Annotated in this window: 16 protein-coding genes; 9 read left to right on the top strand and 7 right to left on the bottom strand. The window is 64.2% G+C overall.

Going from position 1 to position 16,553, the window contains the following annotated elements; translation table 11 throughout:
• Positions 1 to 3: 3 nt before the first annotated feature.
• Both AC72UB_RS01540 and AC72UB_RS01535 read right to left on the bottom strand, forming a co-directional pair.
• Entirely contained in the window at positions 4 to 1,929 is a 1,926-nt protein-coding gene (locus AC72UB_RS01540; RefSeq protein WP_505188203.1) for an extracellular solute-binding protein, read from the bottom strand.
• A 174-nt stretch (positions 1,930 to 2,103) separates the two neighbouring features.
• The gene (locus AC72UB_RS01535; RefSeq protein ID WP_505188202.1) at positions 2,104 to 2,628 is read right to left on the bottom strand and encodes a c-type cytochrome; all 525 of its coding nucleotides are present in this window, start codon (positions 2,626 to 2,628) and stop codon (positions 2,104 to 2,106) included.
• A gap of 120 nt (positions 2,629 to 2,748) precedes the next feature.
• Here AC72UB_RS01535 and AC72UB_RS01530 point away from each other — a divergent pair, with 120 nt between their 5' ends.
• Positions 2,749 to 3,579, top strand: coding sequence for a prephenate dehydratase (locus tag AC72UB_RS01530; protein ID WP_463290748.1), 831 nt, complete (start codon positions 2,749 to 2,751; stop codon positions 3,577 to 3,579).
• On the opposite strand, the gene AC72UB_RS01525 is transcribed toward AC72UB_RS01530, so the two are convergent.
• Complete coding sequence (locus AC72UB_RS01525; protein WP_463290749.1) at positions 3,576 to 4,058, bottom strand: SRPBCC family protein; 483 nt, start codon at positions 4,056 to 4,058, stop codon at positions 3,576 to 3,578. The genes AC72UB_RS01530 and AC72UB_RS01525 overlap by 4 nt on opposite strands.
• A 78-nt stretch (positions 4,059 to 4,136) precedes the next feature.
• Positions 4,137 to 5,090, bottom strand: coding sequence for an NAD(+) diphosphatase (gene nudC / locus AC72UB_RS01520; protein ID WP_505188201.1), 954 nt, complete (start codon positions 5,088 to 5,090; stop codon positions 4,137 to 4,139).
• 323 nt (positions 5,091 to 5,413) lie between these two features.
• Here nudC and AC72UB_RS01515 point away from each other — a divergent pair, with 323 nt between their 5' ends.
• From AC72UB_RS01515 to AC72UB_RS01500, 4 genes are all read left to right on the top strand, one after another.
• Positions 5,414 to 7,369: a bifunctional 2',3'-cyclic-nucleotide 2'-phosphodiesterase/3'-nucleotidase gene (locus AC72UB_RS01515; protein ID WP_505188200.1), complete on the top strand. Its 1,956-nt coding sequence runs from the start codon at positions 5,414 to 5,416 to the stop codon at positions 7,367 to 7,369.
• 42 nt (positions 7,370 to 7,411) lie between these two features.
• On the top strand, positions 7,412 to 8,053 hold the full coding sequence (locus AC72UB_RS01510; RefSeq protein ID WP_505188199.1) for an HAD family hydrolase: 642 nt from the start codon (positions 7,412 to 7,414) through the stop codon (positions 8,051 to 8,053).
• 84 nt (positions 8,054 to 8,137) lie between these two features.
• Positions 8,138 to 9,577 (top strand): OmpA family protein, encoded by a 1,440-nt coding sequence (locus AC72UB_RS01505; protein WP_505188198.1) that lies wholly within the window; start codon positions 8,138 to 8,140, stop codon positions 9,575 to 9,577.
• Positions 9,578 to 9,602: 25 nt separating this feature from the next.
• Positions 9,603 to 10,334 (top strand): helix-hairpin-helix domain-containing protein, encoded by a 732-nt coding sequence (locus AC72UB_RS01500; protein WP_505188197.1) that lies wholly within the window; start codon positions 9,603 to 9,605, stop codon positions 10,332 to 10,334.
• 174 nt (positions 10,335 to 10,508) lie between these two features.
• Here AC72UB_RS01500 and AC72UB_RS01495 read toward each other — a convergent pair whose 3' ends face one another.
• On the bottom strand, positions 10,509 to 10,928 hold the full coding sequence (locus AC72UB_RS01495) for a tellurite resistance TerB family protein (RefSeq protein WP_463290755.1): 420 nt from the start codon (positions 10,926 to 10,928) through the stop codon (positions 10,509 to 10,511).
• 110 nt (positions 10,929 to 11,038) lie between these two features.
• On the opposite strand from AC72UB_RS01495, the gene AC72UB_RS01490 reads away from it, so the two are divergent.
• Together AC72UB_RS01490 and AC72UB_RS01485 are read left to right on the top strand one after the other, a co-directional pair.
• Positions 11,039 to 12,625, top strand: a complete 1,587-nt coding sequence (locus AC72UB_RS01490; RefSeq protein WP_505188400.1) for a lysine--tRNA ligase — start codon at positions 11,039 to 11,041, stop codon at positions 12,623 to 12,625.
• A gap of 86 nt (positions 12,626 to 12,711) precedes the next feature.
• A complete protein-coding gene (locus AC72UB_RS01485; protein WP_463290756.1) occupies positions 12,712 to 13,101 on the top strand; it encodes a DUF4864 domain-containing protein in 390 nt (129 codons plus the stop codon).
• Positions 13,102 to 13,211: 110 nt separating this feature from the next.
• Here the strand turns inward: AC72UB_RS01485 and mog are convergent, their stop codons facing one another.
• Together mog and AC72UB_RS01475 are read right to left on the bottom strand one after the other, a co-directional pair.
• Positions 13,212 to 13,739, bottom strand: a complete 528-nt coding sequence (gene mog / locus AC72UB_RS01480; RefSeq protein ID WP_505188196.1) for a molybdopterin adenylyltransferase — start codon at positions 13,737 to 13,739, stop codon at positions 13,212 to 13,214.
• 47 nt (positions 13,740 to 13,786) lie between these two features.
• Entirely contained in the window at positions 13,787 to 14,248 is a 462-nt protein-coding gene (locus AC72UB_RS01475; RefSeq protein WP_505188195.1) for a phosphatase domain-containing protein, read from the bottom strand.
• Between the two features lie 63 nt (positions 14,249 to 14,311).
• Between AC72UB_RS01475 and AC72UB_RS01470 the strand changes: the two genes are divergently transcribed.
• Together AC72UB_RS01470 and AC72UB_RS01465 are read left to right on the top strand one after the other, a co-directional pair.
• Positions 14,312 to 16,099, top strand: coding sequence for a DNA polymerase III subunit gamma/tau (locus AC72UB_RS01470; protein WP_505188194.1), 1,788 nt, complete (start codon positions 14,312 to 14,314; stop codon positions 16,097 to 16,099).
• Positions 16,100 to 16,205: 106 nt separating this feature from the next.
• Positions 16,206 to 16,550 carry a YbaB/EbfC family nucleoid-associated protein gene (locus AC72UB_RS01465; protein ID WP_463290627.1) on the top strand — a complete coding sequence of 115 codons (345 nt, stop codon included), beginning with the start codon at positions 16,206 to 16,208 and terminating at the stop codon, positions 16,548 to 16,550.
• The last annotated feature ends 3 nt before the right edge of the window (positions 16,551 to 16,553 follow it).

The raw sequence follows: 16,553 nt of genomic DNA, 5'->3' as shown, positions 1-16,553 counted from the left end.
CGGTTACTTCAGCGCGCCGGCCGCGCGCAGGGCGGCCTCTTTGTCGGGGTTGTGCCACCAGAATTCCAACTCGCCCCGCGAATAGGGCGGCAGGGTTTCGGGATGCTCATACATGTCGAAATAGGCCACGGTATGGGTCGCCTTATACCACTGCGGCACCCAGATCTTCTCGGCCCGCAGCACCCGGTCCAAGGCCTGCACCACCACATCCAGCTCTTCGCGGGTCTTGGCGGCCTCCACCTTGTCCAACAGCTTGTCCACCGCCGGATGGGCAAAGCCCATGCGGTTGCGGCTGGAATTGTCCTTGGTCACCGTCGCCCAAGCCTGCTTGAGCTCCGCGCCCGGCTCATAGCCGCCATTCACCGCATTGCCGACGATGATGTCGAAATCAAAACTCGGCGGGTCGACCCGCTGCACCAATTGGGCAGAATCCACCATCACCAACTGGGCATCCACGCCCAAGGCGCGCAGGTTTTCCACATAGGGGCTGATGATACGCTCAAAGGCGGGGCTGTCCTCGATGAATTCCACCTTCAAGACCTCGCCCTTGGCGTTGCGGCGCATCCCGCCCTCGCCCACGGTCCAGCCCGCTTCGTCCAGCAAGGCCGAAGCCGCGCGCAGGTTCTTGCGGTCCATCGCGCTCTCCACGGTGGACACGGCCCCCATCACCGCCTCATCCGTCAGGATCGTCGCGGGCAACAGCCCCTCGTCGATCAGCGGTTGCAAAACCGCTGTCTCCTCGGGGCTCGCCGGACCTTTCGCCGCCATGGCGGTGTTTTCCCAGATCGAGTTGATGCGGTCATAAAGCCCATAGAACAGCGTCTGGTTCGACCATTCAAAGTTGAACATCAGCCCGATGGCTTCGCGCACCCTTGGGTCTTGGAACTTCTCGCGCCGCAGGTTGAACAAAAACGCCTGACCCGAGGCGATCGACCCCGAAGGCAGCGTCGCCTTGATGATCTGCCCATTGGTCACGCCCGGAAAGTCATAGGCGGTCGCCCAGTTCTTCGACGAGTTCTCATTGCGGAAGGTATAGACGCCCGACTTGAACCCTTCGAGCGCCGCCGCATCATCGCCGAAATACTCAATGCGGATGCGGTCGAAATTGTTGTGCCCAAGGGCCAAGGGGTGATCAGCGCCCCAATAATCTTCATCCCGCTTGTACACCACCTGCTGGCCGGGGCGGATGCTGTCCAGCATATAAGGCCCGGTGCCGAGGAAGGGCGTCAGGCTGCTTTCCTCAAGATCGCGCGCGTTGGTGGTGTAATCGGCCTTGGAGATGATGGTCAGGCCGCCCGCTTGGGCCGGCATGTCGCGAAAGGCGGTGCCGGGGGTGAAGGTGAACTTCACCCGGTAAGGGTCCAGCGCCTCAACCGACTGGAACTTTTCGTTGAACACCGACCGGAACTCGGCAATCCCCTTGTCACGGAAGAGCTCATAGCTGAACACCACATCCTCGGCGGTCATCGGGCTGCCGTCGGAAAAGGTGACATCTTTCCGCAGGTTGAAAATCACCCAAGAGCGGTCCTCAGGATACTCCATCGTCTCGCACAGTTTGCAATAGGCCGCGCCCACCTCATCAGCGGTGCCCGACAGGATGGATTCGTAAAAGATTTGGCCCAGCGCCACCGGAGCGCCCTTGATGGTATAGGGGTTCACAGAATCAAACGTGCCCGGCGCCCATTGGCTGATCTCGCCACCCTTCGGGGCGTTCGGGTTCACATAGGGCAGATGCGGGAAATCAGCGGGAAGCTTCAGCGCGCCAAAGGTGGAAATGCCATGCGCCACGATCACCGGCTGATCGGCCGCGCGGCTTTGAACGGCCCAAAGCGTCGCGGCCAGACCCACGAGGCCAGCAGTCACAATCGCCCGCAGATCGGGGCCTACCGTTGCCGTTGCGACGTCGTGTTGCACCCGGTTTCTTGCCATCTTTGATGCCTCCCTTGCCTGCACAGTGTTCAGCTTCACCCCTGTTTCGGGGCGCTTGGGGGCGAATCTAGTCTGCACCCTGCCCCCTAACAAGGCGCGAATGCGTGAAGCGCGGGGGCGGAAACGAAAAAGGCCGCCCGAAGGCGGCCTATCGCGGCATAAAGCAGTCCCAGATCAGGGATTGGCTTCAAGATACTTGATGAGGTTCGCACGCTCTTCGCCCTTGGGCAGACCGGCAAAGGACATCTTGGTGCCCGGCGCATAACCCTTGGGGTTCAGCAAGAACGCATCGAGGTTTTCCGGCGACCAGACGTCCGAGGCCATCGCCAACAGAGCGTCGGAATAGCCAAACCCAGCCGAGGCGGCCTTGGCCTTGCCCACAATGCCGTTCAGATGCGGGCCAGTGCCGTCCGAGCCATCCAGCTTGTGGCAAGCTTTGCACTTGCCAAACACCTTTTCGCCCGCGGCTGCATCGGCGGCAGCATAAAGATCCGCGAAGGCCGGGCCTTCTTCGGCGACTTCAGTGCTGGCCTCTTCGGCACCGGTGTCAATCGTATAGGCTTGCGCCACTTCCTCATCGCCATGGGCGGCGGGGGCGGTGGCGTAAAGCTCGTCCGAGGCCCAAGTGGCGAAAAGATAAACCAGAAGCGAGCCGCAAATGGCTCCGGTCACTTTGGTCAAGGTCATCGTATCGAACATGTCTCGCCTTCCTCTGGGCTGGATTGCGCGCTATCTACCCGCTTCCCCCCATCGGTTTCAAGGTGTACATGCGCGACCAATCGCCCTAATCGGGCCAAATCGTCATGGGAGCCTGCCAAAATGTCGGGTCGCATCGCTTTCCAAGGGGAACTTGGAGCCTATTCGCATCAAGCCTGCGCCCAAGCGCGGCCAGATTTCACCCCGGTTCCCTGCCAAACCTTTGAAGATGTGGTCGAGATGACTCGCTCCGGCGCGGTCGATCTGGGCATGCTGGCGGTGGAAAATTCCACCTATGGCCGGGTGGCCGATGTCCACTCGCTCTTGCCCAAGGCCGGTCTGCACATCGTGGATGAGGCGTTCGTGCGCGTCCATGTCAACCTCTTGGGCGTCAAGGGTGCCAAACTGGCCGATGTGACCGAGGCGCACGGCCATGTGGTGATCTTGCCGCAATGCGCTGGCTTCCTGAAAGAGCACGGCATCAAGGGTCATGTCAGCTCTGACAACGCCCGCGCGGCCCGCGAAGTGGCCGAAGGCGGCGACAAAACCCGCGCCGCTCTGGCCAGCGAACTGGCCGCCGAGATCTACGGCCTCGACGTGCTGGCCCGCCATATCGAAGATCACAAGAACAACACCACCCGCTTTCTGGTGATGTCGCGCCACGCCGATCATTCCCGCCGGGCGGATCGCATGGTTACGACCTTCACCTTCCGCGTCCGCAACATTCCGGCGGCGCTTTATAAGGCCATGGGCGGCTTTGCCACCAATGGCGTCAACATGACCAAGCTGGAAAGCTACATGGTCGGCGGCACCTTCACAGCGACCGAGTTTTACGCCGACATCGAAGGACACCCCGAAGACGCCAACGTGAAACTGGCGCTTGAGGAACTGGCCTATTTCACCACCCAGATACAGATTCTGGGTGTCTATCCGTCCGACCGCGTGCGCGGCTAGGCCCCGGCCTGCCGCGCGGGCGGCTTGCTGCGCGCTTCCAACTCGGTCGCGAATTGCGCGATCCGAGCATCAAACCGACGGTCCACCTTGGCCCGCGCCAGCCGCAGCGATTGCAAGAACAGCCGCGCCCCCAGCGACCGGGGCTTGATCTCGGTCGTGACATGCATCCGCGTGCGCTTGGCGCTCATCTCCATCAGCTCAATCCGCGTCGTCGACTCAACCGCGGGCGAGACAAGGTAGAACCCCACCGCCCCCGGTGCGGCCATTTCGGTCAGTGACAGATCCACCTTGCGCTGCTTGCCGCGATAGGAAAACCGCGCGTGCCACGACATGCCCACGCCGGGCGCGCGCAATTGATCGGTGCGCGCCACCTCAACCCCGCGGCGCATCGCGGCCCGTTCCCAGGTTTCGAAATCGACAAGGGCGGCCCAGACAGTCGCAATAGGGGCCTCAACGTCTTTCTTGCTGGCAAGTTTCATGCTGTGCCTATCCGCTGAAAATGAGCTGTGGCGCGACACACCTGTCGCGCCTGAAAAGTCCTTCCGAAGAACTTGGGGTTAATCCAGCCGATCCGCAAGCCAGTTGCGCAGAAGAAATTCCGCAATCGCACCCTTTCGCGGTGGGCGCACCACGGGATGGCGGCCCGAAAACACCTGCAACACCGCTTGGCGGTCCAGCCAAAGCGCATCTTCCAACTCGCTGGGGTCCACGGTGATCGCCTCATCCAGCGCCTCGCCGTGACAACCCAGCATCAGGCTCGCGGGAAACGGCCAAGGCTGGCTGGCCAGATAGCGCACCGGCCCCACAGGCACGCCCGCCTCCTCCAACACCTCACGGCGCACAGCGGCCTCAACGGTTTCGCCCGGCTCCACAAATCCGGCCAGCAGGGAATACATCCCCTCGGGCCATACCGCATTGCGCCCCAAAAGCACGCGGTTTCCCTTGGTGATGAGCATGATGACCACCGGATCAGTGCGCGGGAAATGATGCGCACCACAAGCCGGGCACTTGCGCTGCCACCCCGCCTGCTCCACCGCCGACGCCGCGCCGCAGGCGGCGCAAAAGCCGTGGCTGCGGTGCCAATGCACCAGCGCGCGCGCCGTGGCCGCCAACTCCGCATCGCGCGGCGACAGCCGCATCATCGCATTGCGCAAATCCTCAAAGGCCATCGACGCATCAAGGGCCGGATGAGGCTGGCGGCTTTGGTCAAAGAACGATTGCTCCGCCCCTGACCCGCTCTCCGGCTCCCAGTTGGACAGATCGGCGGCAAAGCTCGCCTGCCCATCCTCCTCCAACCCCAGAAAGACCAAGGGGGCCGCATCGGCCAAAACCTTGTGATCGGCAGGCACCCATCCCAGCGCGCCCTCGGCACGAAACAAAGGCTTGCCGCGCCAAACCGGCAAAACCCGCCCCTGTGCCTGCAACCCGGCCAATACCTCCGGCTGGCCACGCAGGGCCGCCGCCCGGTCCAGCCCCGATGTGCCAAAGGTCACCTCTTCGCCCCCGCGCATGCCGCGCCCTCCTGTCCCACAGTCGCCCGGCGGGTCACCCTGCCGGCGGGCTATCTGGCATGAGCGCGGGGAAGAACGCAATTTGCACCCGCGCAGGATGGGGCGACTTTTCTTGCGGAACACCGCACAGCCCCCAAGTTAGGCGACTGATTGACATAAAATACAACCAAAACGGGAATTTTCCTTGGTTTACAGAACCCACGCACTATACAGTCCAAAACAGGCAAGACCCGCGCCCTGCTCTGACCCTTTGGCCGGGCAGCGGCACTCGCAAGGAACCGGCATGAAAGGTCAAACAGCCTTGACCCATCGCGGAGACCGCCGTGAGCGATGATTTGCGCGTTTCCTCCAATGTCCCCACCCCGGACGCCGCCGCGCCGCACCCCCGCGTTACCTTGCGAATTCTGGCCACCACCGACCTGCACGGCCACATCCTGCCTTGGGATGATCTGGCCGACCGCCCCGCGCCAGACCGGGGGCTGGCCCAAATTGCCAGCCTGATCGCCCAAGCGCGCGCCGAGGTGCCGGGCAGCCTCTTGCTGGACAATGGCGATTTCCTGAACGGCAGCCCGCTGGCCGACCATGTGGCACAGGCGGCCCGCTCTGGCCCTCGCCGCAAGAAAGACCAAGGCAAGCCCATCCACCCGATGATCGCAGCCATGAACCATCTGGGCTATGACGCGGTGACCTTGGGCAACCACGAATTCAGCCAAGGGCTGGACCTGTTGCGCCACGCCCTACGCCAAGCGCGCTTTGCCACGGTCTGCACCAATCTTGACCGTCTTGGCCCCACCGGACAGCGGAGACCCTTCGCACCGCGCCAAATCCTCTTGCGCCGCCAGTTGTGGGACCAAAACGGCACTCCACGTGAATTGGTGGTGGGCATCCTTGGCTTCGTGCCGCCCCAAACCACAGTTTGGGAACGTCATCACCTCACCGGCAAACTCGCCGTGCGCGCCATCCTCGAAAGCGCCCGTACCGCCGTGCCGCGCTTGCGCCGGGCGGGGGCGGATCTGGTCATCGCCCTCTCCCATTCCGGAATTGGCGCCGAGGGCAGCACCGACCCGCACAGCGGCGGGGATGAGACCATCTCCGACAGGCTGGCCCAGATCGCCGGGATTGATGCCGTGGTGGCCGGTCACACCCACCAACTTTTCCCGCCCGTCCCGGAACCGGGCGCGCCGTATGACACAGACCACCCCGCCCGCACCTTAACCGCCCCCCTCGTCATGCCGGGCTTCTACGGCTCACACCTCGGGGTGCTTGACCTCGCCCTCTGCCGCACCGCGCAGGGCTGGCAGGTGGACCGCTGCGACACCAGCCTGCGCCCCGTCGCCCGCAGGGTCGGCCCGCTCGGTCGGCTGCAACCGCTGGTCATACCCGACCCCCATCTTGCCGCACTGGTGGAACACGACATGGCCAGCATGCGCGCCGCCGCCAACCAGCCCGTCGGCCTCACCGCCAAGCCCTTGCACTCCTACTTCGCGCTCATCGGCTGGGCCCCGGTCCAAGACCTTCTGGCCGAAGCACAAGCAGCCAATATGCGCCGCCTGCTCAAAGATAAGCCCGAAGCCGCCTGGCCCCTCCTCGTCGCCGCCGCACCCTTCAAGGCGGGCGGTCGGGCCGGGCCGTCGAACTACATCGACATCCCGCCCGGCCCCCTCACCGCCCGCCACATCGCCGATCTTTACATGCACCCCAACAGCCCCGTCGCCCTGCGCATGACCGGGGCGGATCTGGCGCGCTGGCTGGAACGCTCGGTCAGCCTATTCCACCAAGTGACCCCCGGCAGCACCGATGCCACCTTGATCGACCCCGGCTTCCCCTCGCACAACTTCGACATGATCCACGGGCTCAGCTACACGATCGATCTGTCGCAAACCGCCTGCCATGACGCCTTTGGCCATATCATCGCGCCCAAGGCCCAGCGCATCCAAGACCTGCGCCACCAAGGCCAGCTGGTGCAGCCCGCCGACCGCTTTGTTCTGGTCACCAACAGCTACCGCGCCGGCGGAGGCGCAGGCTTTGCCGGCACCCATCCGCCCGATATCGTGGCCGAAGACGCCCGCCCCATGCGCGATGTCCTGCACGACCATATCCGCACCGCACCCCCCCTGCGCCCAACCCCCCAGCCGCACTGGCGCTTTGCCCCCATGCCCGGCACCTCGGTGATCTTCGACACCGGCCCCGGCGCGCTAACCCATGCCGACAGCATCGCCCCGCTTGAACCGCTTGGCCTCCAACCCACAGGCTTTCTGCGCTTTCGTCTGCGCCTGTGATCGGCTACTCCCGCCAAGACCACCCCTGAAGGCGGATCTGCCATGCCCTATGACGCCCTGCTCTTTGATCTCGACGGCACCTTGATCGACACCGAAACCGTTGCCATGGCCACCGGCATGGCCGCCTTTGCCGCCTTGGGCCACCCAGTTGACCAGCGCTTCATGCAGCGCCTTGTCGGGGTCGATCTGCCCAGCGCCGCCGTCATCATTTCCGCCGCCCACCCCACGCTGAACCAAAACGAGCTGCAGCATCACTGGCACCGCGCCTTCGCCGCTGAGATCGACCGCGGCCTGCCGCTGAAACCCGGCGCGCTGGAACTCCTCTCCGCCCGCCATCGCCCCATGGCGCTCGTCACCTCCTCCGGCCATGACGAGGCGCATCACAAACTGCGCCTGACGGGCCTGCACCTCTACTTCGACGCCGTTGTGACGCTGGCCGATGTCACCTCACCCAAACCCGCGCCCCAGCCTTACCTTCTGGCAGCCGAGCGGCTGGGGGTCTCCCCCACCCGCTGCTTGGCGTTCGAGGACAGCGAAACCGGGGCCGAGGCAGCGCATCGGGCGGGCTGCACCGTGGTGCAGGTGCCCGATGTCGGGCAGGCCACGGGCCGCTGGGCCCACCATCTGGCCCGCGATCTGATCGACGGCGCAGCCCGCGCCGGGCTGACCGCGCCCGCACTTTAGAGACCCATACGCAAACTTCTGCTTGATCCTTGATCTTTCGACAGCCATCCTAGCCCGCGTTGGGTAAGGGTGGAGGGTTTGTCCATGAGCAAAGGCATCGGGATCGCCGTGCTTGGCTTGGGTCTCTTGGGGTTGGGCTGGTGGGCGCATGGCCACCACGGCCCCCGCATCCAAGATCATGTCCGCCAATTGGCCGAAACGGCCGTTGCCCCCTCGATCCACGGCGCGACCGCCACGGTCTCAGGCCGCGACATCCACCTCAGCGGCATTGCCGACAGCAAGGCCGAGGCTGACGCGCTGATGGCCGCGCTTGACGGTCTGCCCGCCCGCCGGGTGGTGACCCAAGACCTGACGGTGCTGGAAACTGTCAGCCCCTTCACCCTCTCGGTGACCAAGACCGCAGCTGGGCTGACCGCAACCGGCCATGTCCCGACCGAAGCCTTGCGCGCCAATCTGGCGACGACCTTGGGCGAAGGTGCCGCCGCCCTGACGCTTGCCTCCGGAGCGCCGCAGGGCTGGGGCGATCTGGCTTCTGCCGGGCTGGCCGCCCTTGCGCCCCTGAGCGACGGGCACCTGACGCTGACCGATGCCCAACTGACCCTGACCGGCACCGCCGCAACCCCGGTTGAGGCGGATGCGGTCAAAGCCGCCCTCGCCGGGCTTCCCGCAGGCTCTGCCAGCACCGAACTTACCCTCTTGGACGATGGGACACCTGCGGCTTGGACACTGGGCTACACCGCCACCACAGGCGCCACCGCCGCTGGAAAGCTGCCCAAAGGGCTGGATCTATCCGCCGTGGCCGCCGCGATGGGCCTTCCCAGCATCGGCGGCACGGCCACCACCGCCCTGATGGGCGAACCTGCCGATGCCGGGATCTTTGCTGGCCTGAAAGACTGGATAGGCCAGATCGAAACCCTGGCCTACGCATTCACCCCCGAAGGCCAAAGCCTGCGCCTCGGCGTGCAAGGCGGGGTGGACGCCGAGGCGCTCCAATCCGCCCTGACCGCCAGCCTGCCCGGTGTGGCCGTCACCGTTGAAACCGCCACCGCCACTGGCGAAAACGGCGCGCGGCGCAACAATGCCGCCACCGGCACCGATGAACGCTTCATGGGCGGCTATTGGTTGGCCGTGCCCGACATCGACCTTGGCCTGCAAGGCTGCCAATCCGCCGCCGAAGAGGTGCTGACCAAAGGCACCATCACCTTTGTCACCGGATCCGATCAACTGGATGCCTCAGCCTTGGCCATCATCAATGACCTCGCCGCCGTCATGGCGCCCTGTGCCGAAGAGGCCGGGCTCAAGGCCGTCATCGGCGGTCATACCGACAATGTCGGCGATCAGGTGTCAAACCTTGGCCTCAGCCAACGCCGCGCCATCGCCGTGCGGCGCGAGATGATGGACCGCGGCGTTCCGGCGGCATCGCTCAAGGCCTTGGGCTTTGGCGACGCCCAGCCGATCGCCGACAACGGCACCGACGCAGGCCGCGCCGCGAACCGCCGCACCACGATTCAATGGTCAGAATGACCAAGACCGCATAGGGAGAGAGTAAATGATGTTTCAACGTTGGGGGTTTCTCATGGGCGAGATCTGGCTGCTCTTGCTGCTCGCCGCGCTTTTGGGCCTGCTTGCAGGCTGGTTTATCTGGGGCCGCCGCACCCCCGAAGATGCAGGCGAGGCCGACCGCCTGCGCGCCGCACTTGACGCCTGCAACGCCAAAGGCCGCGATCAAACCGCCCGCATCACCGCGCTTGAGGGCGATCTGTCAGCCGCCAAAGCCACCGCCAGCGAAAGCGCGGCAAAGGCCGAACGTGCCATGGCGGCCAACGCCGCCGCCGCCAGCGTCAGCGCGGCAGCGGTCGTGACACAGGCGGCCCCGAAGGCGGCAGCCTCGAATGGCCAAGCACCTTCGGCCGCAGCCAAGCCCGCACAGGCAAAGGCGGCCAAAGCCGCCAGCCCCGCGCCAGCTTCAAAACCCGATTCTGACAAAACCGCCTCTGCCGCCCCCAAAGCCGCCGACAAACCCAAAGGCCTGACCAAGGCGCGCGGCGGCAAGCCGGATGATCTGAAACTCATCAAAGGCGTCGGCCCCAAGCTTGAAGCGCTGTGCAACAAGCTCGGCTTTTACCACTTCGACCAGATCGCCAGTTGGACCGAAAAAGAGATCGCTTGGGTGGACGACAACCTCGAAGGCTTCAAAGGCCGCGTGACGCGCGAAGACTGGGTGCAACAAGCGCGCGATCTGATGAACGGCCTGCCCCCGCGCCCGGGCGGCGAGAAGTAGGGGCCCGTGGATTAAAACCCGCCTGACGGCCCCCCAAAGCCCCCCGCGCGGGGGGCTTTTTCACCTTTTGCCCGTGCCACCGAATGTCGGGACGGATGCCAGACGCATCCCAGACGCGAACCCGACACAGGCCAGACGCGCCAACCCACGGATGATAAACGAAAACCGGTCAGATCAGGGCGTCATATGACGCACCCGCGCCCCCCACTCGATCGCCGCCGCATGCAGCCGATCAATCTCCAATTCCTCACGCACCTCTTCCAGCATTTGCAACTCAACCTGACTGTGATTGCCATCCGCAGTCACCACATCACAGGCCAAGGCATAGGCAGTCTCATTCAACCGCTCAGGCAAGGCGGCACGGATCAGACCAAACAAGGCATCCAACCCGTCCTCTTCTTCAAACAAATCAAACACAATCTGGCTAACCCGCCGGATCCGGTCAGCGTCATAATCGGCGAACACTGGCATGTGGTTGACCATGCGCTGAATGGCCACCAACTCGGCCGTGCGGATGTTCTGATCGCTGGCCGAAGCCGCCACCATCACCGCAATCAACGCATCTTGTGCCGACATCGGCGCCGTTTCAGACATGTCCAAATCCCTTTGCATCTGCGGCGAGATTATTGACGGCCCGCCCCCATGGCAATATGGCACAGATGTCCGCCAGACATGGGGTTTCGGCGGCGCTTGAGGAACTGACCATGACCGCGCTCCGTGATGCCGCGATGACGTCGAAAGCCTGGCCCTTCGAAGAAGCGCGCGCCGTTCTCAAACGCTATGAAAAGAAAGACCCCGAAAAAGGTTATGTGCTGTTTGAAACCGGCTATGGCCCCTCGGGTCTGCCCCATATCGGCACCTTCGGCGAGGTGGCCCGCACCACCATGATCCGCCGCGCGTTTGAGGTGATCTCGGACATCCCGACGCGCCTGATCTGCTTTTCCGACGATGTCGACGGCATGCGCAAAGTGCCCGAAAACGTGCCCCAGCAAGAGATGCTGCGCCAGCACATGCAAAAGCCGCTCACCTCGGTGCCCGACCCTTATGAGCAGTTTGAAAGCTTCGGCCACCACAACAACGCCATGCTGCGCCGGTTTCTGGACACCTTCGGCTTTGAATATGAATTCATCTCCGCGACCGAATTCTACAAATCCGGCCGTTTCGATGACACCCTGCGGCTGGCCACCGAACGCTATGACGCCATCATGAAAATCATGCTGGCGTCCCTGCGCGATGAACGTCAGCAAACCTATTCCTGCTTCCTGCCGATCCACCCCGAAACCGGCCGGGTCCTCTATGTGCCGATGAAGCACGTCGACGCCAAGAACCACACCATCACCTTCGATGATGAGACCGGCCGCGAATGGACGCTTCCGGTCACCGGCGGCCATGTCAAACTGCAATGGAAGCCCGATTTCGGCGCCCGCTGGGCGGCGCTGGATGTGGACTTTGAAATGTATGGCAAAGACCACTCGACCAACACGCCAATCTACGACGGAATCTGCGAGGTCTTGGGCGGGCGCAAACCGAACCACATGACCTATGAGCTGTTCCTCGACGATCAGGGCCAGAAGATTTCGAAGTCGAAAGGCAATGGCCTGACCATCGACGAATGGCTCACCTACGCGGCCACCGAAAGCCTGTCTTACTTCATGTATCAAAAGCCGAAAACCGCCAAGCGGATGCATTTCGATGTGATCCCGCGCGCGGTGGACGAATACCACCAGCAACTGCGCGCCTACCCCACGCAGGATATGGCGGGCCAAGTGAACAACCCGGTCTGGCATATTCACCACGGGCAGCCCCCGGAATCGAAAATGGTGGTGCCGTTCTCGATGCTGCTGAACTTGGCCTCCGTGGCCGGGGCCAAGGACGCCAAGGGGCTGTGGGGCTTTATCAAACGCTATGCGCCCGAGGCCTCGCCGGAAGGCAATCCCGATCTTGACGCCGCCGCAGGCTTTGCCGTGCGCTATTTCGCCGACAAGATCGCCCCCACCCGCGTGTTCCGCCTGCCGACCGACCTTGAGCGTGCGGCAATGGAAGACCTGCGCGCCCGGCTTGCGGCATGGGATGGCGGCCTTGATGATGAGGCGCTGCAATCCATGGTCTTCGCCGTCGGCAAAGACCACGGGTTTGAACCGCTCCGCGACTGGTTCAAAGCGCTGTATGAGGTGCTTTTGGGCGCCTCCGACGGCCCGCGCTTTGGCGGCTTCATCGCGCTTTACGGGGTCGAGGAATCCATCGCGCTGATCGACAAAGGGCTGTCCGGTGCCCTGATCGCCAAGGCCTAATCTAACGGGGCCGGGGCCATCAGCGCCCCGGTCCTTTCCTTTTTGGTAACCGCGCTATGTTTTCCTCTCATCAGAGGGAGGTTTTCATGCGCGCCTTGCTTGCCTGTCTGTTTCTCGCCTTTCCTGCCACCGCGCAGGACGCCCCCATTCAATCCACCATCGAACGCCAGCTTCAGGCCTTTCAGGCCGATGACTTCGCCACCGCCTTCACCTTTGCCTCGCCCAACATAAAAGGCATCTTCGGCAGCCCCGAAAACTTTGGCCGGATGGTGAGCGAAGGATACCCCATGGTCCACCGCCCCGGTGCCGTGAAGATGCTGGAGCTGCGTGAGGTGTCAGGCCTGCTGTGGCAACGCGTGATGATCACCGACCAGATGGGCCGCACCCATATGCTGGACTACCAGATGATTGAAACACCCGAAGGCTGGCAGATCAATGGGGTGCAACTTCTGAAGTCTGAGGGTCTGGGGGCCTAAGGGCGCAAAGATGAGTATTTGGAAAGGCGCAAATCCAAGAGCCCGCGCGCCTTTGGATTTGCGCCTTTTGAAATACTCCGGGGTCCGGGGTGGAACCCCGGGGGCGGCGACTATGCGCCTTTGGGGCGATGGGCCTTGATAATGGCGGGGTCGGTTTCAATTCGGGCTGCGCCGATCAGGTCAAGGCAATAGGGCACGGCGGCAAACACGGCCTCAAGGCTGGTGGAAATTGCATTGGGGCTGCCGGGCAATGTGATGATCAGTGTGCGCCCCCGCACGCCCGCGCCTTGGCGTGACAGGATGGCGGTCGCCACGACCTTGCCATTTGCCGCGCGCATCGACTCGCCAAAGCCGGGCAGGTCAAAACGGATGACATCGGCCATCGCCTCGGGCGTCTGATCGCGCGGGGAGGGGCCGGTGCCGCCGGTGGCAAGGATCAGATCGGCCCCCCATGTGTCAGCCAGATCGATCAACGCCCCGGCCACTTCGGCGCGCCCGTCGGGGGTAATGCGGCGCAAAATCTCGATGGGCGTGGTGATGACCCCACGCAGCCAGTCTTCGCAGGCCGGACCGCCCCGGTCTTCGTAGTCCCCACGCGCGGCGCGGTCTGAGACGGTGAGAATCGCGATGCGGGCCATGGAATGCTCCTATGTTTCCTGACAGGTCGCGCCGATTGCGGCCGGGTTCAAGCCCCAAACGCCCAGCGCATCTGGGCCTTGGTTTCCACGGCACAAGGCCGGGCGTCGCGCAGGCGGGTCAGCGCGGGTTCCGGCGCCTCGCCCGCCTCGATCATCAGGCGCAGGGCAATCATGCCCGACCGCCCGCACCCGCCCATGCAATGCACCAAAAGGCGCGGGCTGCCGCGCAGCCGGGCCGAGGTTTCGGGCCAGATGGCACGCAAAGCGGCCGGGGGCGTGCCGAAATCGGGGATCGGCAGATGCAGCCAGCCCACCCCCGCCGCCGCCAGATCGGCGGGCAGCCCCGCCGCCCCGCGCGCGGCCAGCTCACCCGTTTCGGCCAGCGTCAGCACAAGGCTGGGCTGCCAATCGAGCACCACCGCCAGATCGCCCGCATAATCCCCCGTCCGCCCCGGCATTGGGCTGAGGCCCAGCGCCCCACCCGCCACCGCAATTTCTGCCACCTGCATCGCCAGTTTACCTTAGCCCCCCAAGCGCCTAGTCTTGGCCCCGCACGAATCCCGCGAGGCATGATGACAGACGCCGCAAATCCCGCCTCGGCGCAAGCCTATCAGGTTCTGGCGCGGAAATACCGCCCCGAAACCTTTGCCGATTTGGTCGGCCAAGAGGCGATGGTTCGCACACTGAAAAACGCCTTTGCTGCCGACCGGATCGCCCATGCCTTCATCATGACCGGCATCCGTGGCACCGGCAAGACGACGACCGCGCGCATCATCGCCAAGGGGCTGAACTGCGTCGGCCCCGATGGCACCGGCGGCCCCACGACCGAGCCTTGTGGCCAGTGTGAGCCCTGCCGCGCCATTGCCGAGGGCCGCCATGTTGATGTGATGGAGATGGACGCGGCCAGCCGCACCGGGGTGGGCGACATCCGCGAAATCATTGATTCCGTTCATTATCGTGCCGCCTCGGCGCGGTTCAAAGTCTATATCATCGACGAAGTGCACATGCTGTCGACCGCCGCCTTCAACGCGCTGTTGAAAACGCTGGAGGAACCGCCCGCCCATGTGAAATTCATCTTCGCCACCACCGAAATTCGCAAAGTCCCGGTCACCGTTCTGTCGCGCTGCCAGCGGTTTGATCTGAAACGGATCGAGCCCGAGGTGATGATGGCGCTTTTGTCGCGCATTGCCGCAGGGGAAGGCGCGCAGATTTCCGAAGGGGCCTTGGCGCTGATCACCCGCGCCGCCGAAGGGTCCGCTCGCGATGCGACCAGCCTTCTGGATCAGGCGATTTCGAATGGTGCGGGCGAGACCAGCGCCGATCAGGTGCGCGCCATGCTAGGGCTGGCCGACCGGGGCCGGGTGCTGGATCTGTTTGACATGATCATGAGGGGGGCCGCGCCCGAAGCCTTGGCCGAGATTTCGGCGCAATATGCCGACGGGGCCGATCCGATGGCAGTGTTGCGCGACCTGGCCGAGATCACGCATTGGATTTCGGTCATCAAGATCACCCCCGCCGCCGCAGAAGACCCGACCACCCCGCCCGAAGAACGCACGCGCGGGCTAGAGATGGCCACCGCCTTGCCCATGAGGGCGCTCAGCCGGATGTGGCAGATGCTGCTGAAGGCCATTGAAGAGGTGGCGCTGGCCCCCAACGCCATGATGGCGGCCGAAATGGCGGTGATCCGGCTGACCCATGTGGCCGACCTGCCCGACCCCGAAACGCTGGTGAAAAAGCTGCAATCGCAACCTGCCCCGCCGCTCTCACCCGGTGGCGGTGTGGGGGGCGGTGTGGCGGGCGGCGCCCCTGCGGGGGGCAGTTATGGCGGCACGGTGCATCGGCCCATGATGGCGGCGGCACAGAGCCCAACACGCGGGCCAACCATGATGGGCGGGCAGGCCACCGCCTTGGCCGAGGCCCCGGCGCTGATCTTGCCGAGCTTTCAGCATGTGGTCGATCTGATCCGCGAAAAGCGCGACATGCTTCTTTTGAAAGAGGTGGAGGATGGGGTGCGCCTCGTGCGCTATGCCCCCGGCCGGATTGAATTTCAGCCCAGCCCCTTGGCCCGCCCCGACCTAGCCGCGCGCCTGTCACAGCGCTTGCAAGGCTGGACCGGCGCGCGCTGGGGCATCTCGGTGGTCAATGAGGGCGGGGCGGCGACGCTGGCCGAGGACCGCGACGCCGAGGAAAACGCAGCCCGGGCCGAGGCGCTGACCAACCCCTTGGTGCAGGCGGTGATGGCGGCTTTCCCCGGCGCCAAGATCGCCGACATCCGCACGCCCGAGGCCATGGCCGCCGCCGCACAGGCCGAAGCCCTGCCCGAGGTGGAAGACGAATGGGACCCGTTCGAGGATGCCTGAAGGTGCGCGCCACATCTTTTCGAAAAGATGTGCAAATGTCTTCGAAGAAATTTGATCCCGCCGCCCCCTGCGCATATCTTGTGGGCGAGACAAAAGAGGTGACCAGATGCTGAAGGGTTTGGGCGGGCTTGGCGATATGGCCAAGATGATGAAAATGGCCCAAGAGGCGCAGGCCAAGGTGGGCGAGCTGCAGGAAGAGCTGGGCCGCATCGTGGTGGTCGGCGAAGCCGGGGCCGGATTGGTCAAGGCGCGCGCCACGGCCAAGGGCCAGATCACCGGGCTGGATATTGACCCCTCCATTCTGGTCCCGTCAGAAAAGGAAGTGATCGAAGATCTGATCCTTGCCGCGCTGAACGACGCGCAAGCCAAAGCGCAGGCCCGCACGCAGACGGAAATGTCCAAGCTGACGCAAGGGCTTGGCCTGCCCCCCGATTTCAAGCTGCCGTTTTAACCG

It is taken from the genome of Allotabrizicola aquatica (SeqCode) (genome assembly GCF_965194375.1).
In the GTDB taxonomy this organism is placed as follows: domain Bacteria; phylum Pseudomonadota; class Alphaproteobacteria; order Rhodobacterales; family Rhodobacteraceae; genus Tabrizicola_A; species Tabrizicola_A aquatica.
The sequence above is the reverse complement of the archived record's forward strand: the minus strand, read 5'-3'. Positions and strand labels throughout refer to the sequence as shown.